Genomic DNA, 23,640 nt, shown 5'->3' on the forward strand with positions numbered 1-23,640 from the left:
GTGCCTGTACAAAACGAAAACCCTCGCCGATATTGCGGCGAGGGTTTTTTGTTTTGGGGCGTCGCCGCGGGTTTACCGCGGCATGTACTGCTGGCGTTCGATGCCGTGGCGCTGCAGCTTGTCGTAGAAGGTCTTGCGCGGAATGCCCAGCGCTTCCAGCGTCGCCTTGATGTCGCCCTGGTGCGTGGCCAGGGCTTCGCGGATGAGCTGGGCCTCGAAGCGTTCCATCCGTTCCGGCAGGCTGAGCGCGCCTGCGGCGGCGGCCGGCGCCGCCGTGGGCGGGGCGTTCAGCACGCCCAGCACCACGCGTTCGGCGAAATGCGCCAGTTCGCGCACGTTGCCGGGCCAGTCGTGCGTGAGCACGTGCTGCTTGATGGACGCGGGCATTTCGGGGATGTCGCGGTGGAAGCGGCGCGAGGCATGCCCGAGATAGTGGGCGAACAGCAGCGGGATGTCCTCGCGGCGCTCGCGCAGCGGAGGAATCCGTATCGTGACCACGTTGAGGCGGTAGAACAGGTCCTCGCGGAACTTGTCGCGGATCGCGGGGCTGCCCAGGTCTTCCTTGGTGGCTGCGACCACGCGCAGGTCCAGGCTGCGCACCTCGTTGCTGCCCAGGGGCGTGATCTGGCGGGATTCGAGCACGCGCAGCAGCTTGACCTGGATGGCCAGCGGCATGCTTTCGATTTCATCCAGGAACAGCGTGCCGCCGCTGGCATGTTCGATGCGCCCGATGCGCTTTTTCTGGGCGCCGGTGAACGCGCCGGCCTCGTGGCCGAACAATTCGCTTTCGATCACGCTTTCGGGCAGCGCGCCGCAGTTGATCGCCACCAGCGGGCGGTCGCGGCGGCGGCTCAGGCGGTGCAGCGCGGTGGCCACCACTTCCTTGCCGGTGCCGGTTTCGCCTTCGACCAGCACATCCACGTCGGCGTCCGCGATATGGCGCAGCGTCTGCTTGATGCGCTGCATGGCCGGTGCGGTGCCGATGAAGGGCACCTCGTCGGCCTCCACGGCGAAGGCGGCTTCGCGCAGGCGGCGGTTCTCCAGCACCAGGCGGCGTTTTTCGGCGGCGTGCGCGATCGCGGTGACCAGCCGTTCGGCCGCGTAGGGCTTGGCCAGGAAGTCATAGGCGCCGTCGTGCATGCATTGCACGGCGGTGGCGATGTCGCCGTGCCCCGTGATCAGGATGACCGGAATGTCGGGATCGATGTCGCGCACCCGGCGAAACAGCTGCAGGCCGTCGATGTCGGGCATGCGGATGTCGGTCACCACCACGCCGTCGAATTCACGGGTCAGCGCGGCCAGCGCGGGACGCGCGCCGGCGTGGGCGTCCACGGAAATGCCGTGCAGCTTGAGTGTCTGGGCATTGGCGCGGCGCAGCTCGTCGTCGTCGTCGATGAAGAGGACGTGCGGGGACGCGGATTCAGGGACTGGTTTCATGGGCAGGATTCGCGGCAAGGTCCTGGCCGGACGCCTTGCGCAGGCTCAGGACGAAGAGGGCGCCACCGTCGGCCGGGTCCGCGACGTCCAGCTGGCCGCCGAATTCGGCGACCAGATCGCGGCAGATGACCAGGCCCAGGCCCAGCCCTTCCGGCTTGGTGGTGTGGAAAGGCGTGAAGAGACGGGCGCGCGCCTGCGCCGACAGGCCGGGGCCGTTGTCGCCGACCTGGACCTGCACGCATTCGCCGAGGTCCCGCAACGTCACGACGATGCGGCCGTCGGCCTGCCCGTCCAGTGCCTCCAGGGCGTTCTGCAGTAGATTGACCAGAACCTGTTCGAGCCGGATGCGGTTGGCTTGCACCTGGTAGTTCTGGCCCTCGGGCGGGCGCTGCAGGGCCACCGCCTGGCGCCGTGCGCGCGGGCCGACCAGCAGCAGCGCGCCTTCGAGGCAATCCTTGAGGCTGGTGGGCCCGACCGCGGTGCCGGCCTTGCGCGAGAAGGCGCGCAGCTCGCCGGTGATGTGGCCGATGCGCTCGGTCAGGGAGGCGATGGTGTGCAGGTTCTCGCGCGCCGAGCCGTCGTCATGCCGGCGCAGGAATTCGGCGGCGTTGTCGGCGTAGGCGCGTATCGCGGCCACGGGCTGGTTGATCTCGTGCGCGACGCCGGCGGCGACCTGGCCCAGCAGCGCCAGCTTGCTGGCCTGGACCAGTTCTTCCTGCATGGTGTGCAGGCGGGCGTCGGTGCGCTGGCGCTGGTCCATTTCTTCGATGAGCTGCTCGTTCACTTCCAGCAGCTGCGCGGTGCGCTCGTCGACCAGGGCGGCGAGCTGTTCATGGATGACCGCCTGCTGCTGCGCGCGCTCGCGCTGGCGATGGCGGCGCAGCAGGACGATGCCGACGATGGCGGCCAGCGCGCTTTGCGCGAGCAGCGCGCCCAGCTGCGCGTTGGCGGTGGCCTGGTTGATGGACGACTGCACCGGCGAGAGCAGGTGCAGGGTCCAGCCTGGCGATTCCGCGATGGGCAGCGTCGTATGCAATAGCGGCGCGCCGGCCGGGATCTGGGGCAGGGCGGCGTCGGTGCGCACCAGTTGGCCGTTGCTTGCGGCCAGCAGCGTGGGCCGCAAGGGCAGCGGCTGGAAGCGGGCGTCGCCGAACTGCAGGCTGGTGCGCAGCTTTTGCGCCAGATCGGACGCCAGCGGCGCCAGCACCTTGAAGCGCCAGTCGGAGACGCTGCCCAGCAATACCACGCCGTGTTCGTCGGTGACGAAGATCGGCGCGTTGGACTGGCGCCAGTCGGCCTCCAGTTCGCGGAAATCCACTTTCAGCACGACCGCGCCCAGCAGCCTGCCGCCGACGCCGTCCACGCGCCGCGCCAGGTACAGGCCGGCCTCATGGCTGATGGTGCCCAGCGCGAAATGCTCGGCCGAGCCCTGCGCCACCGAACCCTGGAAATAAGGCCGGAACTGGTAGTCCACGCCGACGAAGGTGGCAGGCTCGCGCCAGTTGCTCGCGGCGATCGCCAGCCCTTTGCGGTCCAGCACGTAGATGGCCGAGGCGCCCACGCCGCGGCTGAGCGAGTCGAGCTTTTCGTCCAGCGGCACGACCTGGCCCGGCGCGGGGTTTTCGAGCGCGGCGCGCACGTCCACGTCGCGGGTCAGCACGAAGGGCAGGGCGCGGAATTTGTCGAGATTGTTGCGCAACAGGGCCGCGTTGACCTGGGCCGCGCCGCGCGCCTGCGCCGCGGCGTTCGTCAGGGCCTCGTCGCGGGCCCAGAGCGTGGCGGCGTGCAGCACGCCGAACACCAGCGCGACGGCCAGCACGATGCCGCCGGCGCGCCAGAGCCAGGCGAACTTGCGCCGCCTGGCGCCCGGTCGGGGCGGCAGCGCCGGGGCGGCGGGGGTGGAGGCGGGGCGGGACATGATGTGTGCGGGTTTTCGCACATTCTATATCTTTTTTGTGTGGAATCTCGCCAGAATGCCAGGTTCCGCTTTCCGGAAAGTAGAAAAAATTCCTTTTTGATCAATGGTTTGTGTATGGAAGGGCGCACGCCGTCGGGCTGGCATGGCTATTGCATAAGTCGGGGCAAGCCGCGCTCCGACGCGCGGTGACATGGGCCCGGAAGCAGTGCGCCGGGCCACAAAACAGATAACGCCCCGTCGCCCGCCGCGCAACGCCGTCCGGAGCAAGGGGCTTTGGTGGGGACAAATCCCAATGATCGACGTGGATCAAGTCGCGCCCGCGCGCAAGCTCAAGTTCTATCAAATCCTTTATGTGCAGGTGATCTTCGCCATCGTGGTCGGGGTGCTGCTGGGCGCATTCAAGCCCGAGCTGGGCCAGCAGATGCAGCCGCTGGGCGACGCCTTCATCAAGCTGGTCAAGATGATCATCGCTCCGGTGATCTTCCTGACCGTGGCCACCGGCATCGCCGCCATGAGCGACCTCAAGAAGGTCGGCCGGGTCGCCGGCAAGGCCATGCTGTACTTCCTGTGCTTTTCCACACTGGCGCTAATCGTGGGCATGATCGTCAGCCACGTGGTGCAGCCCGGCGCGGGCATGCACATCGACCCGAGCACGCTGGACCAGAAGGCGGTGTCGGGCTATGTGGCCAAGGCGCATGATTCCACCGTCACCGGCTTTCTGATGAACGTGATCCCCACAACCATCTTCAGCCCGTTCGTGGGCGGCGACATCCTGCAGGTGCTGTTCGTGGCGGTGCTGTTCGGCATTTCGCTGGCCATGGTCGGCGAGCGCGGCAAGCCGATACTGTCGTTCATGACCGCATTGGCCCAGCCGGTGTTCCGGCTGGTGGCCATCCTGATGAAGGCCGCTCCCATCGGCGCGTTCGGCGCCATGGCGTTCACCATCGGCAAGTACGGCATCAAGTCCATCGTTAACCTGGCGATGCTGGTGGGCACGTTCTACGCGACCTCGGTGCTGTTCGTGGTCGTGGTGCTGGGACTGGTGGCGCGCTACAACGGCTTTTCGATCCTGAAGCTGGTGCGCTACATCCGCGAGGAACTGCTGCTGGTGCTGGGCACCAGCTCGTCGGAAGCGGCGCTGCCCACCCTGATGCAGAAGATGGAACGCGCCGGCTGCTCGAAGTCGGTGGTCGGCCTGGTGGTGCCCACCGGCTACTCGTTCAACCTGGACGGAACCAACATCTACATGACGATGGCCGCGCTGTTCATCGCGCAGGCCTGCGATATCCCGCTGTCGCTGGGCGACCAGATCCTGCTGCTGCTGGTGGCGATGCTGAGCTCCAAGGGCGCCGCGGGCGTGACCGGCGCGGGCTTCATCACGCTGGCCGCGACCCTGTCGGTGGTGCCCACGGTGCCGGTCGCCGGCATGGCGCTGATCCTGGGCGTGGACCGCTTCATGTCCGAATGCCGCGCGCTGACCAACCTGGTCGGCAACGCGACCGCCACCGTCGTGGTCGCGCGCTGGGAGGGCGAACTGGACAAGGAGCGGCTGGACGCCGCGCTGGCCGGCGATCCGCAGCCGCTGCCCGCCGTGGCTCCGGCGGCCGCCGAGCCGCAGCCCATGCTCGGCGAGCCGATCAGCCAGGCCTGAGCCGGCTTACCCTTGCCGCCCCGACCCGGGTTACGTCCCGGACTCTTCAGGGGCGGCTTCCGCCGCAGCCGCGGAGCGTTGCAGCACCTGCTCCGAAACCGGGGCCGCCAGCGCGCCGGTCAGCATGTCGATCAGGTTCTCGATGGCCCGTTGGATGTCGAATGCCCGCTCCGACTTGCTGCGCCGGGCGCTAATCCGCTCATAGTCGGCCAACGCGAACAGCATGAAGCTGATGCTGGCGAGCCAGCGTTGCTGCATCACCGAGGCAGGGATCTGGGGCAGCGCGCTTTCGACGAGTTCATAGAGACGCCGGAAGCCGCGGTCCGTGTCGCCCGGGCTGGGCCGCAGATTGATATCCGGATGGATCTGGCTCGCGGCCAGAAAACGGTTGTAGGTATTGCGCTTTTTGGTCTGCAGCTTTGCCGCCAGCGGCCATACCAGCGCCTCGACCAGGGCACGCAGTTCCGTGTGCCTGCGGGTCGCGAACAGCCGGTCGATGTGGTCGTTGCGCAGCACGTTCACCTCTCGCATTCCCGCATCCAGTATCGCTTGCAGCAGAGCCTCCTTGGTGCCGAAGTGGTACTGGAGCGCCGAGTTGTTGCGGTGACCGGCCTCGCGCGAGATCTCGCGCATGGATACGGCGTCTATGCCGCGCTCGGCGAACAGGCGTTGTGCAGTCTCGAGCAGCGCATCGACGTTCTCCGTGCCCGCTTGCGCGCTGCCGCGGGGAGAGCGCTTCGGCTTGAGGGAGGCGGATGGGGAGGAGGGAGGCATCAGCATGCGTCGATAGTCGAGGTTCGTCTATTGTAGGGTCAATCAAAATTAAGTCAGTTGATTGACAAATATAAGTCGACTGTCTTAATGTGGCCACTGTTGCGCCGCTGCCGCGGCAGCTATGACGGAGGCTACATGCTCAGCTATGACGTAACGGAACATGGAAAATCCTTGCAGGCCCGCTTGCGCGAAACTCCGGAGCCCAAGGGTTCCGAGGTGGTCATGCGCATCACGCATTGCGGCGTCTGCCACTCCGACGTGCATCTCTGGCACGGTTTTTTTGACCTGGGCGCAGGCAGGAAGGCATACCTGAAGGACCGGGGCCTGGCGCCACCGCTCACGCTCGGGCATGAGCCGCTGGGCGTGGTGGAGGCGGTCGGGCCGGACGTGAAGGACGTCAGGGCGGGGGACAAGCGGGTGGTCTATCCCTGGATCGGCTGCGGGACCTGCTGGGCCTGCGACGAGGGCCTGTCCACGCTGTGCGCGGCGCCCCGCAATATCGGCATTGCGCTGCCGGGCGCCTTTGCGACGCATTTGCTGGTGCCGGATTCCCGCTACCTGGTCGACGCGTCCGGCATCGACGACGCATTCGCCGCCACCCTGGCCTGCTCGGGCACGACCTGTTATTCGGCGATAGCGAAGATCTCCCCGCAGCTGCGGGCGGCCGACTGGGTGGCGGTGCTCGGCTGCGGCGGCCTGGGCCTGTTGGCCATCGCCATGCTCAAGGGCATGGGATACGACAAGATCGTCGCCTGCGATGTGGAGGACGGCAAGCTCGAGGCGGCCAGGGCGCAGGGCGCGGCCCGCGTGGTGCGCAGCGACCGGCCGGACGCCCAGCAGGCGCTCGCCGAAGCCACCGCAGGGCGTCTGGCCGCGGCCATCGACTTCGTGGGCATGCCGTCGACGTTCGATCTGCCGTACGCCGTGCTGCGCAAGGGCGGGACTTATGTCCTGGTCGGCCTGCACGGCGGTGAGCTGGCGCTGCCCTTGCCGCCCATCGCGCAGCGCTCCATCGCAATCATCGGCTCGTTCGTCGGGACGCTGGCGGACCTGCATGGCGTGGTCGAGCTGGCCCGCAGCGGCAAGCTGCAGGCGCCGCCCATCGCCATGAAGCCGCCCGGCGAGCTCGGCGACATTCTGCGGGCGCTGGATGAGCGCCGCGCAATGGGCAGGACCGTGCTCGATTTCTCCAGCGTCCAAGCACGTATCTGATTCCTTCAACTCCTCTCGCGATCTCATCCCATGACCAGTAACATGATTCCCGCGGCGGCGGCCGCCCAGCGCAAGAACGCCCACGCGCACACGATAGCCTTGCAGCAAGGCCTGGCCTCGGCGCTGGATTTTTCCGACACCAGCGATTTCGACGACGCCAACCGGGGCTTCATCGGCACCATCGAGAATGCCGTCATCCGCGATGCAGACGGCAACGTCGTCTGGAGCCAGAAGGAATACGATTTTCTCGAAGACAGGTGTGCGCCGTTCACCGTCAATCCCAGCCTGTGGCGGATGGCGCAGCTCAACCGCATCCACGGACTGTTCAAGGTATGCGATCGCATCTATCAGGTCCGGGGCTTCGATCTGGCGAACATCACTTTCATCGAAGGAGACACCGGCCTGATCGTCATCGATCCGCTGACCTTCGAGGAGGCCGCAAGCGCGGCGCTGCAGTTGTATGAAAAACACCTGGGCCCGCGCAAGATCGTGGCGGTCATATACAGCCACAGCCATCGGGACCATTACGGCGGCGTCAAGGGCGTGGTCAGCGAAGAGGACGTGGCGGCCGGCCGCACGCAGATCATTGCTCCGCAAGGCTTCATGGAGGAAGTCATGTCGGAGTCGCTGCTGGCGGGCATTCCTTCGCGCCGGCGCGCCGAGTTCCAGTTCGGCACGTATCTGGAGCCGGGGCCGCAATCGCACGTCGACAGTGGCCTGGGCAAAGGCCTGGGCAAGGGCACGTCCGGGCTGATCGCGCCGACCTGCCTGATCGGGAAGACCGGCGACCGCATGGTCATCGACGGCGTGGAGGTGGTGTTTCAGATGACGCCCGGCACCGAGGCGCCGGCTGAAATGAATTTTTATTTTCCGGCCATGCGCGCGCTGAACATGGCGGAAAACGCCTGCCACACGATGCACAATCTTTGTCCGATCCGCGGCGCCAAGGTGCGCGACGCACTGGCCTGGGCCAGCTATCTGGACGAAAGCGTCGATCTGTATGCAGGCCAGGCCGACGTCTGCCTGGCGCAGCACCATTGGCCGGTGTGGGGCACGGACAGGGTGCTGGCCTTCCTGACCGAGCAGCGCGATCTCTATCGCTACCTGCACGACCAGACGCTGCGGCTGATGAGCCACGGGCTGACCCCCCGGGAAATCTCCGAGCAGTTGATGGTGCCCAATGAGTTGTCCCGGCGTTGGCATACGCGCGGCTACTACGGCGCCATGGTGCATAACGTGCAGGCGATCTACACGTTCTACATGGGGCCGTACGAAGGCAATCCGGCGCATCTGAATCCTTTGCCGCCGAGCGACGCCGCCGGCAAGTACATGGACTACATCGGCGGGATCGACAAGGCGGTCGCCCAGGCGCGAGTCGACTTCGAGCGCGGCGAATTCCGCTGGGTGGCGCAGATCATGAACCAGGCGGTTTTCGCCGATCCGTCCAACCAGAGCGCCCGGCAGCTGTGCGCGGACGCGTTCGAGCAGCTGGGATACCAGGCCGAATCGGCCACGTGGCGTAACTCGTACCTGCTGGGCGCGCGCGAGCTGCGCGAAGGGATACGGCCCCGCGCCAAGGATGGCAACGCAATCAGCATCGGCGTGGTGGCCCGGCTGCCGATGCCGCTGTTCTTCGATTTCATCGCCATCCGCGTGGTTGGCGACAGGGTCAAGGGCAAGGCGCTGCGCTTCGATTGGCGCATGACCGACGAAGGCAGCTGCCACAAGCTGACGCTCAGCCATGGCGCGCTGAGCCATCGCCCGGGGTCGTTCGGCGATGCCGCCGACGCGGTGTTCAGCACTACTCGGGCGGGCCTGCTCAAGGTCCTGCTGCCGCAGGGCGGATTACGCGCGGCGCTGGAGAGCGGCGAGGCGCAGATCAGCGGCCAGGCGCAGCCGGTGATCGAGCTGCTCGAAGGACTGGACACGTGCAATCCGCTCTTCAACATCGTCGAACCCTGAGCCGAAAACCGGCCCCAGCAAGGAGACCAGCATGTCGAGACGCAGTTTTCTGATGAAAATGGGCGCGGGAGTTGCAGCCGCGCGGGTGGCCGGTTTCGGCGCGGCGATGAGCGGCGCCGGCAGTGTCCGCGCGCAGTCGAGGAAGCCCATTACCTTGATGGTGGGTTTTCCACCTGGCGGTGGCCCCGACCTCGTCGCCCGCGCGGTCGCCGAGCCGGCCCGCCGCGATCTCGGCCAGGCGATGGTGATCGAGAATCGGACCGGCGCGGGCGGGCGCATCGCGCTGGATTGGCTGCGCAACGCGCAGGCCGACGGATCGAACTTCGCGCTCACGCCGGCCTCGATGCTCACCGCCTACCCGCACGTCTACAAGCGGCTGCCGTACAGCCTTGCGGAGTTCGCTCCGGTCTGCAAACTGTGCATCTACCACTTGTCGGTCGTGGCGCCCGCCGATGCGCCGTATTCCACGCTGCAGGAGTTCGTGGCCTGGGCCAGGTCGACCAAGGAGGCGACGTTCGGCGTGCCCGGGTTGGGCAACGCCACCGAGTTCGTGGGCCGGTTGCTGGCACAGGCCGAGAATCTGTCGCTCGAACCTATCAGCTATCGCGGCGGGCCGCAGTTGACCCAGGCGGTGGTCGCGGGCGAAGTCAGTCTGGCGGTGAATCTGTCCAGCAACTTCATCGAGCTGGTGAAAGCGGGGCGCCTCAAAGTCCTGGCGGTCACGTCGGCGGTCCGCTCCCCGTTTTCCCCGGACGTGCCCACGCTGGCGGAGCTGGGCTACCCGGATATCGTGTTCGAGGAATTTATCGGCATCGTCGCCCGCCAGGGGACGCCCGAGCCGGACATCGCCCGGCTGCAAGACGCCATGCGGTCGGCGCTTCAGGACGCGACCGTGCGCGACACGCTGGCCAGGTCGGAATACCTGCCTGACTTCAAGCCGGCGCAGCTGCTGGGCGCCGAGTTGACCGCCTCGACCGAGCGCTGGCGGACGCTGGTCCGGAAAATCGGCTTCAAGCCCATCGAGTGAGCGCTGGTCGCCCGTCATCGCGGGCGAACGTCTCAGGGCGTGCGGATGCCGGCGGCGCGCAGCAGGTTGGCGGTTTCGAACACCGGCAGGCCCATCACGCCGGTGTAGCTGCCCGAGATATGCGAGATGAACGTGCCGGCCAGGCCCTGGATGCCGTAGGCGCCGGCCTTGCCGTAGGGTTCGCCGCTGTCGCAGTAGCGGCCGATTTCGTCGTCCGTCAGGTCGCGCATGCGGACTTCGGTGATGGAAACCGCCTCCAGCAGTTGTTCGCCGGTCCAGACCGCGACGGCGGTGCGCACTTCGTGGGCGGCGCCCGACAGCGCGCGCAGGATGCGCTGGGCGTCGGCGCGGTCCGCGGGCTTGCCCAGGACCTGGCCGTCCAGGATCACGGTGGTGTCGGCGGCCAGCAACGGCAGGCGCGGCAGACGGTTTTCATGCATCCAGTCGCGTCCGCGCAGCGCCTTGTCGCGCGCGGTGCGCTGGACGTAGTCGGCGGCGCTTTCGCCGGGATGCTGGGGTTCGTCCTCGCCCGGCGGAGCCGGCACCCGCAGCACTTCGTGGGGCAGGCCGATCTGCGTCAGCAGTTCGCGCCGCCTGGGGCTGGCCGAGGCGAGGTAGAGGCGGGCGGTCGAGGTGGTTGTGTCGGTCATTGCTACGGCGAGGCCGGGCCGTTCAGGCGCGATGATAGGGATGGTTGGTCATGATGGCCCAGGCCCGGTAGAGCTGCTCGGCCAGCACCACGCGCACCATGGGGTGCGGCAGTGTCAGCGAAGACAGCCGCAGCTGGCCGCTGCAGGCGGCTTTCAGTTCGGGGTCCAGGCCGTCCGGGCCGCCGATCAGGAAGGCCACGTCCTGGCCGCCGGCGCGCCATTGCTCCAGCTTTTGCGACAGGGCCATGGTGGTGAGGTCGCGGCCGCGTTCGTCCAGCGCCAGGCGCAGGACGCCGGCGGGCAGGGCGGCGTCGATCCGCTTGGCCTCGGCCGCCATCATCTGGGCCGGCGTCTTGCCGCTGTTGCGGGGTTCGGGCTTGATCTCGCGCAGTTCCAGCGCGCAATCGGCGGGCAGGCGCTTGGCGTAGTCGTCCCAGGCGGTCTGCACCCAGTCCGGCATGCGCGTGCCCACGGCCACGACGATGAGCTTCACGGCGCGCTCAGTAGTCGGTGCCGTCGTAGGCGCTGTCGCCGGCGATGGGCGCGGGACGGGTGGATTCCGGCAGCAGCTTGACGCGCACCGGCTTGCCGCCCCAGATTTCTTCCAGGTTGTAGTACTGGCGGATGGCCGGCTGCATGATGTGCACGACCACGTCGCCCAGGTCGACCACGACCCATTCGCCGGTGTCTTCGCCTTCGATGGTGATGCCGGACAGGCCGAGCGCGCGGCCGCGGTCGGATACGCTGGAGGCCAGCGCGCGGGTCTGGCGGTTGGAGGTGGCGCTTGCAATCACGACGCGATCGAACAGGCTGGTCAGATGCGTGGTGTTGAAAACCTTGATGTCTTGCGCCTTGACGTCTTCGAGGGCGTCGATGACGGCGCGTTGGAGTTTTTGTATATCCATAACTGTAAATATAACCCGCGCAGGGTCAGCGAGAGGCTGGCTTTGGGACGTTTGGAACGCCCGGCGGGTGGGGTTTATCGGTAGAGATGGTGCGCCGCAATATACGCGGCGACGGGCGGCGCGAGCAGGCCTTCGGTGGATGCGCCGCGCGCCAGGCGCTGGCGGATGTCGGAGGCCGATACCGGCATGGGCGCGAACGGCAGTTCCTGCAATTCGCGGCCCAGGGCGCCGAGGTGCCGGGCCAGTTCCGGCGGCGCGGCCAGCGGCGTGCCGGGACGGGTGGCCACGGCCAGGTCCACCAGGCTGGCGATGTCCTGCCAGTTGCGCCAGGTGCAGAAATTGGCGAGTTGGTCGGCGCCCAACAGCCAGACGTAGCGCGCCCCGCCAGGCAGGGCGCGCAGGGTGTCGAGGGTGTAGGTGGCGCCGCCCCGTTCGATTTCGATCGGGTTGACGGCCAGCCCGGCATGGCCGGCGATCGCCAGTTCCAGCATGTCCAGGCGCTGGCGGCCGGTGGCGTGCAGCGCGGCGCGCTGCCAGGGGTTGGCCGCCGGGATGAGCTGCACTTCCGCCAGGCCCAGCGCCTGCAGCGCGGTCTGGGCGAGCGCGATGTGCGCGACGTGGACGGGGTCGAAACTGCCGCCCAGGAGACCGATGCGCTTCAAACCCAGTCCCGCGGCTTGAGGTAGGCGGCCAGTTCGGCCTCGGGCGTGCCGGCCTGCGGCTGCCAGTCGTAGCGCCACTGCGCCAGCGGCGGCATGGACAGCAGGATGGATTCGGTGCGTCCGCCCGATTGCAGGCCGAACAGCGTGCCGCGGTCGAACACCAGGTTGAATTCCACGTAGCGGCCGCGGCGGTAGGCCTGGAAGTCGCGTTCGCGCTCGCCATAGGGCAGGGCGCGGCGGCGTTCCACGATGGGCATGTAGGCCGGCAGGAAGGCGTCGCCGACCGAGCGGGTCAGGGCGAAGGAGGCGTCGAAGCCCGGGGCGTTCAGGTCGTCGAAGAAGATGCCGCCGATTCCGCGGGTTTCGTTGCGGTGCTTGAGGAAGAAGTATTCGTCGCACCAGCGCTTGTAGCGCGGGTAGTAGTCGGCGCCGTGGCCGGCCAGCGCGTCGCGGCATACGGCGTGGAAGTGGCGCGCGTCTTCCTCGAACGGATAGTACGGGGTCAGGTCCAGGCCGCCGCCGAACCAGAAAACGTCGGCTTCGTCGTGGCCGGGGCGCGCGGCCGCCGTGAACATGCGCACGTTCATGTGCGTGGTGGGCACGTGCGGATTGCGCGGGTGCAGCACCATGGACACGCCCATCGCCTCCCAGGAGCGGCCGGCGAGTTCTGGCCGGTGCGCGCTGGCCGAGGGCGGCAGCTTGGAACCCTGGACATGGCTGAACAGCACGCCGGCCCGTTCGAACAGCTGGCCGCCTTCGAGCAGGCGCGACAGGCCGCCGCCGCCTTCGGGACGCTGCCATTCATCGGCGCGGAAGGCGGCGCCTTCCGCTTCTTCCAGGGCGCCGACGATGCGGGCCTGCAAGCCGGTGAGGTAGTCCCGCACGGCGGAGACGGGCAAGGCGTTCATCGGCGGGCTCCGGTCAGGCGTTGGACTTGGACTTCTGCTGCGAGGGCTTGAGCGCGCGCCAGCCGATGTCGCTGCGGTACTGGCGGCCGTCGAAGTGCACGCCGTCTATGGTTTCGTAGACGCGGTCGCGGGCCATCTTGACCGAGTCGCCCAGGGCCGTGACGCACAGCACGCGGCCGCCGGTGGTCTTGATCTCGCCGTCCTCGATCCGGGTGGCGGCGTGGAACACCATGCAATCCTCGGCGTCGGCCGGCAGGCCGCGGATGGCGTCGCCGGTGCGCGGCGTGCCCGGGTAGTTGTGCGCGGCCAGCACGGCGCCCAGCGCGGTGCGGCGGTCCCAGACGATGTCGGCCTGGTCCAGCGTGCCCTCGACGGCATGTTCCAGGGCGTCGAGCAGGTCGCTCTTGACCCGCATCATGATGGGCTGGGTTTCCGGGTCGCCCATGCGGCAGTTGAATTCCAGCGTCTTGATGGCGCGGTCGGGGTCGTCGCCGGGGGCGATCATTAGGCCGGCGTACAGGAAGCCGGTGTACGGAATGCCGTCGCGCGCCATGCCCTGCACGGTCGGCAGGATGATTTCGCGCATGATGCGGTGGTGCAGTTCGGGGGTGACGATGGGCGCGGGCGAATAGGCGCCCATGCCGCCGGTGTTGGGACCCTGGTCGCCGTCGAGCAGGCGCTTGTGGTCCTGGCTGGTGGCCAGGGCCAGCACGTTGCGGCCGTCGCACATGACGATGAAGCTGGCTTCCTCGCCCACCAGGCATTCCTCGATGACCACGCGCGCGCCAGCCTCGCCCATGGAGCCGTCGCCCAGCATGGCGTCGATGGCGGCGTGCGCCTCTTCGAGCGTGGCGGCGACCACCACGCCCTTGCCCGCGGCCAGGCCGTCGGCCTTGATCACGATGGGGGCGCCTTCCTGGTCGATGTAGGCATGCGCCTGGGCCGGGTCGGTGAAGGTCTGGTAGCGGGCGGTGGGGATGTTGTGCCGCACCATGAAGGCCTTGGCGTAATCCTTGGAGCTCTCCAGCTGGGCGGCGGCCTTGGTCGGGCCGAAGATTTTCAGGCCGCGGGCGCGGAACACGTCCACGACGCCGGCGGCCAGCGGCGCTTCGGGGCCGACCACGGTGAGGGCCACGCCTTCGCGCTGCACGAAATCGGCCAGTTCCTCGGCATTGGTGAGCGGGATGTTCTCCATCTGCTCGGCCCGTTGCGTGCCGCCGTTGCCCGGGGCGACGTACACCTTGTGTACGCGCGGGGAGCGGGCCAGCCGCCAGGCGAGGGCATGTTCGCGGCCGCCCGAGCCAATAACCAGGAGTTTCATGTTGGGGTGAGTCTGAAGATAGCCATTCGGGGCCGGGATGGCCCGGCCCCGATTAACACCCCCGCGACGCAGCGCAGGGGAGGGAGGATTTACTGCGCTTCGTCGAAAACGACGGTGGTATAGACTTCCTGCACGTCGTCCAGGCCTTCCAGGGCGTCGAGCAGTTTCTGCATCTTGACGGCGTCTTCGCCGGCCAGTTCGGTTTCGTTCAGGGCCTTCATGACGATGCCGTCGACTTCGGCCTTCAGGCCGGCCTCGTCGAAGGCGCGGCGCACGGCGGCGTAGTCGGCCGGCGCGCAGACCACTTCGATCACGCCTTCCTCGTCGGTGGTCACGTCTTCGGCGCCGGCCTCGAGGGCGGCTTCCATGACCTTGTCTTCGGAGGTGCCGGGCGCGAACACGAACTGGCCGCAATGCTTGAACATGAAGGCCACCGAGCCTTCCTGGCCCAGGTTGCCGCCGTTCTTGGCGAAGGCGTGGCGCACTTCGGCGACGGTGCGGGTGCGGTTGTCGGTCATGCAGTCGACGATCACCGCCGCGCCGCCGATGCCGTAGCCTTCGTAGCGCACTTCCTCGTAGGCGTCGCCGTCGGCGCCGCCCGCCCCGCGCTGGATGGCGCGCTGGATGTTGTCCTTGGGCATGTTGGCGTCGGTGGCCTTGTCCCAGGCCATGCGCAGACGCGGATTGCTGTCGGGGTCGGGGCCGCCGGCGCGCGCCGCCACGGTGATTTCACGAATGATCTTGGTCCAGAGCTTGCCGCGCTTGGCGTCTTGGCGCCCTTTGCGGTGCTGAATATTGGCCCATTTGCTGTGTCCGGCCATGGCTTCCCAGGATAAATTGTCTGCAAAAATGGCATTTTACCGTGACGGCGGGCCGCGCGCCCGGGGGCCGGCCGCAAGCCCGCCCGCCTGTACCCTTATTGCCACGCGCACAAGCCGCGCGCGAGGCTCTACACTTGGGCATCCCTCAGTTTCCAGGTCCGGAGAGCCGCCCATGCCCAACCCCATCGTCATCGCCAAGAACGCCCAGGCCGAGCTGGCGCTGCTGCCCGCCCTGGCCAACCGGCACGGCTGCATCACCGGCGCCACGGGCACCGGCAAGACGGTGACGCTGCAGGTGCTGGCCGAGTCCTTTTCCCGCATCGGCACGCCGGTGTTCATGGCCGACGTCAAGGGCGACCTGACCGGTATTTCGCAGGCCGGCACGGCCAGCCCCAAGCTCATGGAACGCCTCAAGAACCTGGGCCTGGACGAGCCGGCCTGGGGCGCCAGCCCGGTGACGCTCTGGGACGTGTTCGGCGAGCAGGGGCTGCCGGTGCGCGCCACCGTGTCCGACATGGGGCCGCTGCTGCTGTCGCGCATCCTGGAGCTGAACGACACCCAGGAAGGCGTGCTGACGCTGGTGTTCAAGGTGGCCGACGACGAAGGGCAGCTGCTGCTGGACCTGAAAGACCTGCGCGCCATGCTCCAGGACGTGGCCGACCGCGCGGCGCAGCTCAAGACGCGCTACGGCAACGTGTCCTCGGCCAGCATCGGCGCCATCCAGCGCGGCCTCCTGGCCCTGGAGTCCCAGGGGGCGGAGCGCTTCTTCGGCGAGCCGATGCTGGACGTGGCCGACCTGATGCGCACCGACGCCCAGGGCCGCGGCATGGTCAACGTGCTGGCCGCCGACAAGCTGATGCAGGCGCCGCGCCTGTACGCGATTTTCCTGCTGTGGCTGCTGGCCGACCTGTACGAAAAGCTGCCCGAGGTCGGCGACATGGACCAGCCCAAGCTGGTGTTCTTCTTCGACGAGGCGCACCTGCTGTTCAACGACGCCCCGGCCGCGCTGCTGAACAAGATCGAGCAGGTGGTGCGGCTGGTCCGCTCCAAGGGCGTGGGCGTCTATTTCGTGACGCAGAACCCGCTGGACATTCCCGATACGGTGCTGGGCCAGCTCGGCAACCGCGTGCAGCACGCGCTGCGCGCCTTCACGCCGCGCGACCAGAAGGCGGTGAAGACGGCGGCGCAGACCATGCGGCCCAATCCCGGCCTGGACATCGAGGCGGCCATCACCGAACTGGGCGTGGGCGAGGCCCTGGTGTCGCTGCTGGACGCCAAGGGCCGCCCCATGCCCACCGAGCGCGCTTATATCGTGCCGCCGGCCAGCCGCATCGGCCCGGCCACCGACGCCGAGCGCCAGGCGCTGCGCCAGGGCAGCACGCTGGCCGCCAAGTACGAAAAAGCCATCGACCGCGAATCGGCCTACGAGGTGCTGGCCGGACGCGCGGCCAAGCCGGCCGAGGCGGCGCCGGGCGCGCAGCCCGAGGCCGGGCAGGGCGCCGGCCAGGCGCCGGCCGATGCCGGCGGCGGGCTGATGGACAGCCTGAACGACGTGCTGTTCGGCTCGACCGGGCCGCGCGGCGGCAAGCGCGACGGCATCGTCCAGAGCGTGGCCAAGAGCACCATGCGCTCGATCGCGCGCGAGCTGACCCGCGGCATACTCGGGTCCCTGCTGGGCTCCAAGGGCCGGCGCTGAGGCGGATCGGGTAGCGCTTCGAAACGGGTTTTTTGTAAAAGGGCGGGCTGTCGCAGCGGCTGCGGTAAGCGAGGGTGTTGCGCCGTGCCCGTTTGTGTCTATCATTTCGGGCGGGGCATTCCCCAGGGTCTGCGCAAGGCTTTCCGTAGCCTTTTCCACAGGCGGACCCGGTAAAAAACAGAGGAAGACGCGGTGTCAAAGAAACACAAGATTGCAGTAATCCCCGGAGACGGAATCGGCAAGGAAGTCGTGCCCGAAGGCCTGAAAGTGCTGGACGCGGTGGCCACGCGCTTCGGCATCGATTTCCAGTGGGACCATTTCGACTGGAGCTGCGACTATTACGCCAAGCACGGCGCCATGATGCCGGACGACTGGCAAGCCCGTATCGGCCAGCACGAAGCCATTTTCTTCGGCGCCATCGGCTGGCCCGCCACCGTGCCCGACCACGAGGCGCTGTGGGGTTCGCTGTTCAAGTTCCGCCGCGAATTCGACCAGTACATCAACCTGCGCCCGGTGCGCCTGATGCCCGGCGTGCCGTCGCCGCTCAAGGACCGCAAGCCCGGCGAGATCGATTTCTACATCGTGCGCGAGAACACCGAGGGTGAGTACTCCAACAGCGGCGGCCGCCTGTTCGCCGGCACCGAGCGCGAAGTCGTCATCCAGGAAAGCGTGTTCACCCGCGTGGGCGCCGACCGCGTCCTGAAGTTCGCGTTCGAGCTGGCGCAAAAGCGCGGCAAGCACCTGACCGCGGCCACCAAGTCCAACGGCATTTCGATTTCCATGCCGTGGTGGGACGAGCGCGTGGCCGACGTGGCGCAGAGCTATCCCGACGTGCGCTGGGACAAATACCACATCGACATCCTGTGCGCGCACTTCGTGCAGCACCCCGACTGGTTCGACGTGGTGGTGGCCTCCAACCTGTTCGGCGACATCCTGTCCGACCTGGGACCGGCCTGCACCGGGACCATCGGTATCGCGCCGTCGGCCAACCTGAACCCCGACCGCAAGTTCCCGTCCCTGTTCGAGCCGGTGCACGGTTCGGCGCCGGACATTTATGGCAAGGGCATCGCCAATCCGATCGGCCAGATCTGGAGCGGGGCGCTGATGCTCGATTTCCTGGGTTACCCCGAGGCTTCGGCCGCCGTCGTCAAGGCGATCGAAACGGTATTGGCCGAAGGCCCGCGCACGCGGGACATGCAGGGCAATGCCTCGACCGCCGAGGTCGGCAGCGCGATCGCGTCGCTGATCGCGGCCGGCTGAGGGCGGCCCGCGCTCAGGGCTTTAGGCTAGTAGATGGAAGATTCGGCTTTTTCCTCCCCCGCCGTCCATGTGGGCGGCGGGCGGGCTGACCGGTTCGTGCGCAAGCTTTTCCGCTTGCTGCGCTCGCGCACGCAGCGGCACAACCAGCATTTGTGGCCCTTCGTCCGGATCTGGCGCGACCGCGCCGGCGCGATTTGCGGGTTCCGCGCCTTCGGGCGCTCGCTGCCGGTCACGCCGCTGCGGCAGGGATACGACCCCGCCGACGTCACCATGCATCTGATCCTGAGCGGCCCCTCGGTCGCCCAGATCCCCTACGACCGGCTCGACATCCGCGCCGCCATGGGCGTCAACGGCGCCATCGCGCTGGCGCGCAAGTTCGACCTGCCGTTCAAGTACTACTGCATCATCGACCAGAATTTCGTCAGGGACCGCATCGACCTGGTGCGTGAAATCGTCTCGCGCGACCTGACGCTTTACGTCCTGCCCGAGGTGCTGCGCTACATCATGCAGGGCATCCCGCAGGAATCGATCCGCTGCCGCGTCTGCATCATCGAATTGATTTCCGAGCGCGCCTACCAGCGCAGCGCCGCGCCGTCCGTCCTCAAGCGCATGGCCGCGGTCACGCCCGACGTGCAGCTGCTGGACGCCAAGCAGGGGCTGGGCTACAGCTTCGACGCGGCGCTCGGCGTGTTCGACGCCGACACCGTGGCCTATGCGGCCCTGCAGGTGCTGATCTCGGGCGGCGCCCGCCAGATCTATGTGCACGGGCTGGACCTGACGCTGCAGAACGGGCTGCGTTTCTACGACGAGGGGCAGACGCCCCAGGCCAGCCGGCTGGCGCGCAATTTCGCCCAGCTGATCGAGCCGTCCTTCCGCTTCGCGTCCGCGCAATGGCGCGCCCGGGGCGTCTCGGTGTTCAACCTGTCGCCCATCAGCGCGCTGTCGGCCGACATCATCGAACGCCTCGACTGGCAGACCTTGCTAAAGGAATAACCCCTGCCGCAAACAGACGGTCCCTCAAGATCGGGGGCACAGCGGATCCGGCTCCGCCGGTCCGCCAGTGCCGCCCCCTGGGGGGCCCGCGTCAGCGGGTAGGGGGGGACCCAATCAATGTGCTCCGGCTGCCGCCTCGGCTGCGCCGCCGCCGCCGCCCTGGGCCGAGCGCGGGCGCGCGAACCATACCAGTCCGGTCAATGCCAGGAAGATGATCGCCGACGCGTAGAACACGTCCAGCGCCGACATGGTGAAGGCCTGGCCGTTGATCATGCCGTCTATCATGCTGAGCGCCTGCTGGTGCGACACGCCCAGGCTGTTCTGCAGCGTGTTCAGCGTATGGTCGAAGGCCGGCTCGCCGGGGCGGGCGGCTTCGGTCAGCTGGGCGTGGTGCATGGTGGCGCGGTTTTCCCACAGCGTGGTGGAGATCGAGGTGCCGAACGCGCCGGCGGTCAGGCGCAGGAAGTTCGACAGGCCCGAGGCCGCGGGAATGCGCCATGGCTCGATGCTGGTGAGCGTGATCGCGGTCAGCGGCACGAAGAAGGCCGCCATCGCCGCGCCCTGGATGATGGTCGGCGTCATCAGGGTGCGCACGTCGGTCTGCGTATTGAAGCCCGAGCGCATGAAGCACACCAGCGCGAAGATCAGGAAGGCCACCGTCACGATCTGGCGCGGGTCGCGCGTGGCCAGCATCCGGCCGACGATGGGCGTGAGCAGGATGGCCAGCAGGCCCACCGGCGCGGTCACCAGGCCGGCGTAGGTGGCCGTATAGCCCATATTGCTTTGCAGCCATAGCGGCAGCAGCACCACGTTGCCGAAGAACACGCCGTAGGCCACCGCCAGCGTCAGCGCGCCGACCGTGAAGTTGCGGATCTTGAAGAGCCGCAGGTCCACCACGGGGTGGGCGTCGGTCAGTTCCCAGATCAGGAAGAAAACGAAGGCCACGAAGGCGATCGCGGCCAGCGCGATGATGGTGGAGCTGGCGAACCAGTCCAGTTCCTTGCCCTTGTCCAGCATGATCTGCAGCGCGCCCACCCAGACCACCAGCAGCGCCAGGCCGACCTTGTCGATCGGCAGCTTGCGGGTCTGCGATTCGCGGTTGCCGTAGATGCGCCAGCTGATCCAGGCGGCCAGCAGGCCCACCGGCACGTTGATGTAGAAGATCCACGGCCAGGTGTAGTTGTCGGAGATCCAGCCGCCCAGCAGCGGCCCGGCGACGGGCGCGACCAGCGTGGTCATGGACCAGACCGCCAGCGCCATGCCCGACTTGGACTTGGGGAAGCTGGCCAGCATCAGCGCCTGCGACAGCGGGATCATGGGGCCGGCGACCGCGCCCTGCAGCACGCGGAACGCGATCAGCGCCTCCAGCGACGGCGAGAAGCCGCAAAGCCACGAGGCCAGCACGAACAGCAGCGTCGAGATCAGGAACAGGCGCACCTGGCCGAAGCGCTGCGTCAGCCAGCCGGTCAGCGGCACCGTGATGGCGTTGGCGACGGCAAACGAGGTGATGACCCAGGTGCCCTGGCTGGTGCTGACGCCCAGGTCGCCCGAGATGGTGGGGATGGACACGTTCGCGATCGAGGTGTCCAGCACGTTCATGAACACCGCCGTCGACAGCGCGATCGAACCGATGATGCGGGTCGCGCCTTCGAGCGGCGGATGGGCGCCCGGCGGCCGGGCGGGCTGGGGGGCGGCTGCCGCGCCCGCGGGCTGGGCGGTGGCGTTCATGATGCGAGGTTGGCCTTGATGATTCTGGCGATCATGGCGTCGACTTCGTCATGGGCCGGCTCGAAGGCGCGGGTCGACCAGACCGGCTCCTTGCGTTCGGCCTGCGTCAGCGGCTCGCCTTCCTGCTTGCCCACGTCGACTTCCACGTCCATCGACAGGCCCACGCGCAGCGGGTGCTTTTTCAGGTCTTCCGGGTCCAGCGCGATGCGCACGGGCACGCGCTGCACCACCTTGATCCAGTTGCCGGTGGCGTTCTGGGCCGGCAGCAGCGCGAAGGCGCTGCCGGTGCCGGCGTCCAGGCCGGCGACGGTGCCGTGATAGGTCACCGAGCTGCCGTACAGGTCGGCCACCAGCTTGGCCGGCTGGCCGATGCGCATCTTGCGCAGCTGGCCTTCCTTGAAATTCGCTTCCACCCAGACCTGGTCCAGCGGCACCACCGTCATCAGCGCCGAGCCGGGGGCGACCCGCTGGCCGACCTGCACGCTGCGCCGGGCCACGATGCCGGCCACCGGCGCGGGCAGCACGGTGCGCGACTGCGCCAGCCAGGCGTTGCGCAGGCCGGCCTCGGCCTGGCGCACGTCGGGATGCTCGGCCACCGTGGTGCCCTGGGTCAGGGCCTGGTTGGTCTCCAGCTTGGCGCGCGAGGCCGCCAGCGCGGCGCGCGCCTGGGCCAGGCCGGACTGGGCCGACTTCAGCGCGACTTCGGCGTGCAGGATTTCCTCGCCGCTGACGCCGCCGGACTTGGCCAGCAGCTGGCGGCGCTTGACGTCGCTCTGGGCGCGGTTGAGTTCAGCCTCGGCGCGCAGGATGTCGGCGCGGCGCAGGTCCACGTCGGCGGCCAGCGCGTCGTTCTGGACATAGATGGTGCGCACCTGGCGCACGGTCTGCGCGAGCTTGGCCTGGGCCTGTTGCAGGGCCACGTCGGTGTCGGCGGGGTCCAGCCGCACCAGCGGCTGGCCGGCGGCGACGGTTTCCGTGTCGTCGGCCTCGATGGCCACGACCGTGCCAGGCACCTGGGGCGTGATCTGCACCAGGTTGCCGTGCACGTAGGCGTCGTCGGTGCTTTCGAAGTGGGCGCCGAACAGCACCCACCAGATGCCGTAGGCGATCGCGACGAGTATGAAGGCCCCGGTGGCCAGCAGCAGCAGGCGTTTACGGGCGGGATTGGCGGCGGGAGTGGCAGCGGTCATGACGTCTGAATCCGGGGAGCGTTCAATGAGTGGAAGACGTGGCGGGTTCGGACCCGGCGGCGGGGACGTAGCCTCCGCCCAGGGCATTGGCCAGGTTGGCGTCGAGCTGGTAGGCGCGGATGCGCAGATCGGTTTCCAGGCGCGCCTGGGTCAGCACGCCGGTCTGCGCGATGAGCACGGAGATGTAGTTGCCCATGCCGGCCTTGTAGCGCTTGACGGCCAGGTCGTAGGCCGCGTCGATGGCTTCGCGGGCCTGGCGCTGCTCGGCCTTTTCGCGGTCCAGCAGGCGCAGGGCGTCGAGCGCGTCGGCCACCTGGCGCACCGCATCCAGCACGGTCTGGTTGTAGTCCGAGACGGCCAGGTCGGCGTCGGCGCGGCGGCCGGCCAGATTGGCGTTGAGTTCGCCGCCGTGGAAGATCGGCAGCGTGACCGCCGGGCCGAACCCGGCCATGCGGGCGTCGGCGCCCAGCAGGTTGCCGGTGCCCATGGCCTGGAAGCCGGCGAAGGCCACTAGGTTCACGTTGGGATAGAACTCGGCCTTGGCGCTGTCGATGGCGTGGCGGGCGGCTTCGGCGCGCCACTTGGCGGCGGCGACGTCGGGACGATGGCCCAGCAGGTCCAGCGGCACGCTGGCCGGTACGCCGCCGGCCGGCGCGGTCAGCGCGACCGGCGTCAGGGACTGTCCGCGCTGCGGTCCGGCGCCAGCCAGCGCCGCGACCTGGTTGCGCAGTTGGGCCAGCGTGGTTTCGGTCTGGGTCAGCTCGACCTTGCCGGCGGCCAGCGAGGATTCCGCCTGTTTGACCTCCACCTGCGTGTCCAGCCCGGCGCCGTAGCGGCCCTGGGTCAGTTCCAGCACTTCGGCGCGCTGCGCCAGCACGCGCTGGAGCACGTCGCGCTGGGCGAAGGCGTTCTGCAGGTTCAGGTAGGCCCGCACCGTGGCGCTGGCCAGCAGGTTGCGCGCCGCCTGGGCGTCGGCCGCGGCGGCCTGCTGTTCCGAGACCGCCGCCTTCAGGCGCGAGCGGTTCTTGCCCCAGAAGTCCAGCTCGTAGCTGAAGTCCAGCGCCAGCCGGTTGTCGCTGACCACCGAGCCGCCCATCGGCGCCGGGTAGATGTAGTCCTTGGACAGGTGCTCGCGCGTCAGGGTGTAGTTGGCGTCCACGCGCGGCAGCAGCGGCGCGCGCGCCGAACTGACGGCGGCGTTGGCCCGCGCCAGGCGCGCCTGGGCCGCGCTCATCGAAGGGTTGTTTGCCAGCGCCTCGTCCAGCAGGGCGTCGAGCTGCGGATCGCCGTAGCGCTGCCACCAGCGGTCGGTGGGCCAGTCGGCGTCCTGGGCGGTGAGCCCCAGCTTGGCCGCGTCCAGCGCCGCCACGGGTTCGGGCCCGGGCTCGATCAGCGCGCAGCCGCCGAGGGCCAGCACCAATACAGCAGTAGAGAAAAGGCGTTTCATCCTGACGGTAAGCTGAAAATGATTGATTGATCTGTATTTGCCTAGGCAGGCATTATGCCAAAAAAGGCCCCTGCGATG

20 protein-coding genes are annotated in these 23,640 nt (G+C 68.1%); 7 read left to right on the top strand and 13 right to left on the bottom strand.

What is annotated here, in order from left to right; translation table 11 throughout:
• Nucleotides 1-72: 72 nt before the first annotated feature.
• Complete coding sequence (locus A6B37_RS24780) at nucleotides 73-1,437, bottom strand: sigma-54 dependent transcriptional regulator (protein ID WP_210405820.1); 1,365 nt, start codon at nucleotides 1,435-1,437, stop codon at nucleotides 73-75.
• Nucleotides 1,421-3,355: an ATP-binding protein gene (locus tag A6B37_RS24785; RefSeq protein ID WP_111827208.1), complete on the bottom strand. Its 1,935-nt coding sequence runs from the start codon at nucleotides 3,353-3,355 to the stop codon at nucleotides 1,421-1,423. The genes A6B37_RS24780 and A6B37_RS24785 overlap by 17 nt, the downstream gene beginning before the upstream one ends.
• A 292-nt stretch (nucleotides 3,356-3,647) precedes the next feature.
• Here A6B37_RS24785 and A6B37_RS24790 point away from each other — a divergent pair, with 292 nt between their 5' ends.
• Nucleotides 3,648-5,006, top strand: a complete 1,359-nt coding sequence (locus A6B37_RS24790) for a dicarboxylate/amino acid:cation symporter (RefSeq protein ID WP_111827209.1) — start codon at nucleotides 3,648-3,650, stop codon at nucleotides 5,004-5,006.
• A gap of 30 nt (nucleotides 5,007-5,036) precedes the next feature.
• Here A6B37_RS24790 and A6B37_RS24795 read toward each other — a convergent pair whose 3' ends face one another.
• Entirely contained in the window at nucleotides 5,037-5,786 is a 750-nt protein-coding gene (locus A6B37_RS24795; RefSeq protein ID WP_111827210.1) for a TetR/AcrR family transcriptional regulator, read from the bottom strand.
• Nucleotides 5,787-5,963: 177 nt separating this feature from the next.
• Here A6B37_RS24795 and A6B37_RS24800 point away from each other — a divergent pair, with 177 nt between their 5' ends.
• Genes A6B37_RS24800 through A6B37_RS24810 form a run of 3 tightly spaced genes read left to right on the top strand, consistent with a single transcriptional unit; the run spans nucleotide 5,964 to nucleotide 9,981 of the window.
• Nucleotides 5,964-6,992, top strand: coding sequence for an alcohol dehydrogenase catalytic domain-containing protein (locus tag A6B37_RS24800; RefSeq protein ID WP_168202328.1), 1,029 nt, complete (start codon nucleotides 5,964-5,966; stop codon nucleotides 6,990-6,992).
• Between the two features lie 30 nt (nucleotides 6,993-7,022).
• Nucleotides 7,023-8,954, top strand: coding sequence for an alkyl sulfatase dimerization domain-containing protein (locus A6B37_RS24805; protein ID WP_111827212.1), 1,932 nt, complete (start codon nucleotides 7,023-7,025; stop codon nucleotides 8,952-8,954).
• A 31-nt stretch (nucleotides 8,955-8,985) separates the two neighbouring features.
• On the top strand, nucleotides 8,986-9,981 hold the full coding sequence (locus A6B37_RS24810) for a tripartite tricarboxylate transporter substrate binding protein (protein ID WP_111827213.1): 996 nt from the start codon (nucleotides 8,986-8,988) through the stop codon (nucleotides 9,979-9,981).
• A 32-nt stretch (nucleotides 9,982-10,013) separates the two neighbouring features.
• Here the strand turns inward: A6B37_RS24810 and A6B37_RS24815 are convergent, their stop codons facing one another.
• The 7 genes from A6B37_RS24815 to A6B37_RS24845 all read right to left on the bottom strand — a co-directional run bounded on the left by A6B37_RS24815 (nucleotide 10,014) and on the right by A6B37_RS24845 (nucleotide 15,248).
• Nucleotides 10,014-10,631, bottom strand: coding sequence for a nucleoside triphosphate pyrophosphatase (locus A6B37_RS24815; RefSeq protein WP_111827214.1), 618 nt, complete (start codon nucleotides 10,629-10,631; stop codon nucleotides 10,014-10,016).
• Nucleotides 10,632-10,653: 22 nt separating this feature from the next.
• Nucleotides 10,654-11,124, bottom strand: coding sequence for a 23S rRNA (pseudouridine(1915)-N(3))-methyltransferase RlmH (gene rlmH, locus A6B37_RS24820; RefSeq protein WP_111827215.1), 471 nt, complete (start codon nucleotides 11,122-11,124; stop codon nucleotides 10,654-10,656).
• 7 nt (nucleotides 11,125-11,131) lie between these two features.
• On the bottom strand, nucleotides 11,132-11,536 hold the full coding sequence (rsfS, locus tag A6B37_RS24825; protein WP_102771788.1) for a ribosome silencing factor: 405 nt from the start codon (nucleotides 11,534-11,536) through the stop codon (nucleotides 11,132-11,134).
• A 74-nt stretch (nucleotides 11,537-11,610) separates the two neighbouring features.
• On the bottom strand, nucleotides 11,611-12,198 hold the full coding sequence (nadD, locus tag A6B37_RS24830) for a nicotinate (nicotinamide) nucleotide adenylyltransferase (RefSeq protein WP_102771787.1): 588 nt from the start codon (nucleotides 12,196-12,198) through the stop codon (nucleotides 11,611-11,613).
• Nucleotides 12,195-13,106, bottom strand: a complete 912-nt coding sequence (gene hemF, locus A6B37_RS24835) for an oxygen-dependent coproporphyrinogen oxidase (RefSeq protein WP_102771786.1) — start codon at nucleotides 13,104-13,106, stop codon at nucleotides 12,195-12,197. The genes nadD and hemF overlap by 4 nt, the downstream gene beginning before the upstream one ends.
• A gap of 13 nt (nucleotides 13,107-13,119) precedes the next feature.
• The gene (gene purD, locus A6B37_RS24840) at nucleotides 13,120-14,427 is read right to left on the bottom strand and encodes a phosphoribosylamine--glycine ligase (RefSeq protein ID WP_168202329.1); all 1,308 of its coding nucleotides are present in this window, start codon (nucleotides 14,425-14,427) and stop codon (nucleotides 13,120-13,122) included.
• Nucleotides 14,428-14,516: 89 nt separating this feature from the next.
• Nucleotides 14,517-15,248 carry a YebC/PmpR family DNA-binding transcriptional regulator gene (locus A6B37_RS24845; RefSeq protein ID WP_102771784.1) on the bottom strand — a complete coding sequence of 244 codons (732 nt, stop codon included), beginning with the start codon at nucleotides 15,246-15,248 and terminating at the stop codon, nucleotides 14,517-14,519.
• Between the two features lie 172 nt (nucleotides 15,249-15,420).
• Here A6B37_RS24845 and A6B37_RS24850 point away from each other — a divergent pair, with 172 nt between their 5' ends.
• The 3 genes from A6B37_RS24850 (at nucleotide 15,421) to A6B37_RS24860 (ending at nucleotide 19,197) form a co-directional block, all read left to right on the top strand.
• Complete coding sequence (locus A6B37_RS24850; RefSeq protein ID WP_111827216.1) at nucleotides 15,421-16,944, top strand: helicase HerA-like C-terminal domain-containing protein; 1,524 nt, start codon at nucleotides 15,421-15,423, stop codon at nucleotides 16,942-16,944.
• Nucleotides 16,945-17,136: 192 nt separating this feature from the next.
• A complete protein-coding gene (locus A6B37_RS24855) occupies nucleotides 17,137-18,204 on the top strand; it encodes a tartrate dehydrogenase (protein WP_102771782.1) in 1,068 nt (355 codons plus the stop codon).
• Between the two features lie 33 nt (nucleotides 18,205-18,237).
• Nucleotides 18,238-19,197, top strand: coding sequence for a hypothetical protein (locus A6B37_RS24860; protein ID WP_111827217.1), 960 nt, complete (start codon nucleotides 18,238-18,240; stop codon nucleotides 19,195-19,197).
• Nucleotides 19,198-19,311: 114 nt separating this feature from the next.
• Here the strand turns inward: A6B37_RS24860 and A6B37_RS24865 are convergent, their stop codons facing one another.
• From A6B37_RS24865 to A6B37_RS24875, 3 genes are read right to left on the bottom strand one after another with little or no spacing between them, the layout of a single operon-like run.
• Entirely contained in the window at nucleotides 19,312-20,925 is a 1,614-nt protein-coding gene (locus A6B37_RS24865) for a DHA2 family efflux MFS transporter permease subunit (RefSeq protein WP_111827218.1), read from the bottom strand.
• Entirely contained in the window at nucleotides 20,922-22,115 is a 1,194-nt protein-coding gene (locus A6B37_RS24870; protein WP_111827219.1) for an efflux RND transporter periplasmic adaptor subunit, read from the bottom strand. The genes A6B37_RS24865 and A6B37_RS24870 overlap by 4 nt, the downstream gene beginning before the upstream one ends.
• Nucleotides 22,116-22,137: 22 nt before the next feature.
• A complete protein-coding gene (locus A6B37_RS24875) occupies nucleotides 22,138-23,562 on the bottom strand; it encodes an efflux transporter outer membrane subunit (protein WP_102771777.1) in 1,425 nt (474 codons plus the stop codon).
• Between the last annotated feature and the right edge of the window lie 78 nt (nucleotides 23,563-23,640).

This window comes from Achromobacter sp. HZ01, assembly GCF_003267925.1.
GTDB lineage: Bacteria > Pseudomonadota > Gammaproteobacteria > Burkholderiales > Burkholderiaceae_B > Achromobacter > Achromobacter pulmonis_A.

Coding starts and splice junctions, on each gene's coding strand:
- A6B37_RS24780 (WP_210405820.1), bottom strand. CDS start 1,437: ATGAAACCAGTCCCTGAATCCGCGTCCCCGCACGTCCTCTTCATCGAC.
- A6B37_RS24785 (WP_111827208.1), bottom strand. CDS start 3,355: ATGTCCCGCCCCGCCTCCACCCCCGCCGCCCCGGCGCTGCCGCCCCGA.
- A6B37_RS24790 (WP_111827209.1), top strand. CDS start 3,648: ATGATCGACGTGGATCAAGTCGCGCCCGCGCGCAAGCTCAAGTTCTAT.
- A6B37_RS24795 (WP_111827210.1), bottom strand. CDS start 5,786: ATGCTGATGCCTCCCTCCTCCCCATCCGCCTCCCTCAAGCCGAAGCGC.
- A6B37_RS24805 (WP_111827212.1), top strand. CDS start 7,023: ATGACCAGTAACATGATTCCCGCGGCGGCGGCCGCCCAGCGCAAGAAC.
- A6B37_RS24810 (WP_111827213.1), top strand. CDS start 8,986: ATGTCGAGACGCAGTTTTCTGATGAAAATGGGCGCGGGAGTTGCAGCC.
- A6B37_RS24815 (WP_111827214.1), bottom strand. CDS start 10,631: ATGACCGACACAACCACCTCGACCGCCCGCCTCTACCTCGCCTCGGCC.
- rsfS (WP_102771788.1), bottom strand. CDS start 11,536: ATGGATATACAAAAACTCCAACGCGCCGTCATCGACGCCCTCGAAGAC.
- hemF (WP_102771786.1), bottom strand. CDS start 13,106: ATGAACGCCTTGCCCGTCTCCGCCGTGCGGGACTACCTCACCGGCTTG.
- purD (WP_168202329.1), bottom strand. CDS start 14,427: ATGAAACTCCTGGTTATTGGCTCGGGCGGCCGCGAACATGCCCTCGCC.
- A6B37_RS24845 (WP_102771784.1), bottom strand. CDS start 15,248: ATGGCCGGACACAGCAAATGGGCCAATATTCAGCACCGCAAAGGGCGC.
- A6B37_RS24850 (WP_111827216.1), top strand. CDS start 15,421: ATGCCCAACCCCATCGTCATCGCCAAGAACGCCCAGGCCGAGCTGGCG.
- A6B37_RS24860 (WP_111827217.1), top strand. CDS start 18,238: ATGGAAGATTCGGCTTTTTCCTCCCCCGCCGTCCATGTGGGCGGCGGG.
- A6B37_RS24865 (WP_111827218.1), bottom strand. CDS start 20,925: ATGAACGCCACCGCCCAGCCCGCGGGCGCGGCAGCCGCCCCCCAGCCC.
- A6B37_RS24870 (WP_111827219.1), bottom strand. CDS start 22,115: ATGACCGCTGCCACTCCCGCCGCCAATCCCGCCCGTAAACGCCTGCTG.
- A6B37_RS24875 (WP_102771777.1), bottom strand. CDS start 23,562: ATGAAACGCCTTTTCTCTACTGCTGTATTGGTGCTGGCCCTCGGCGGC.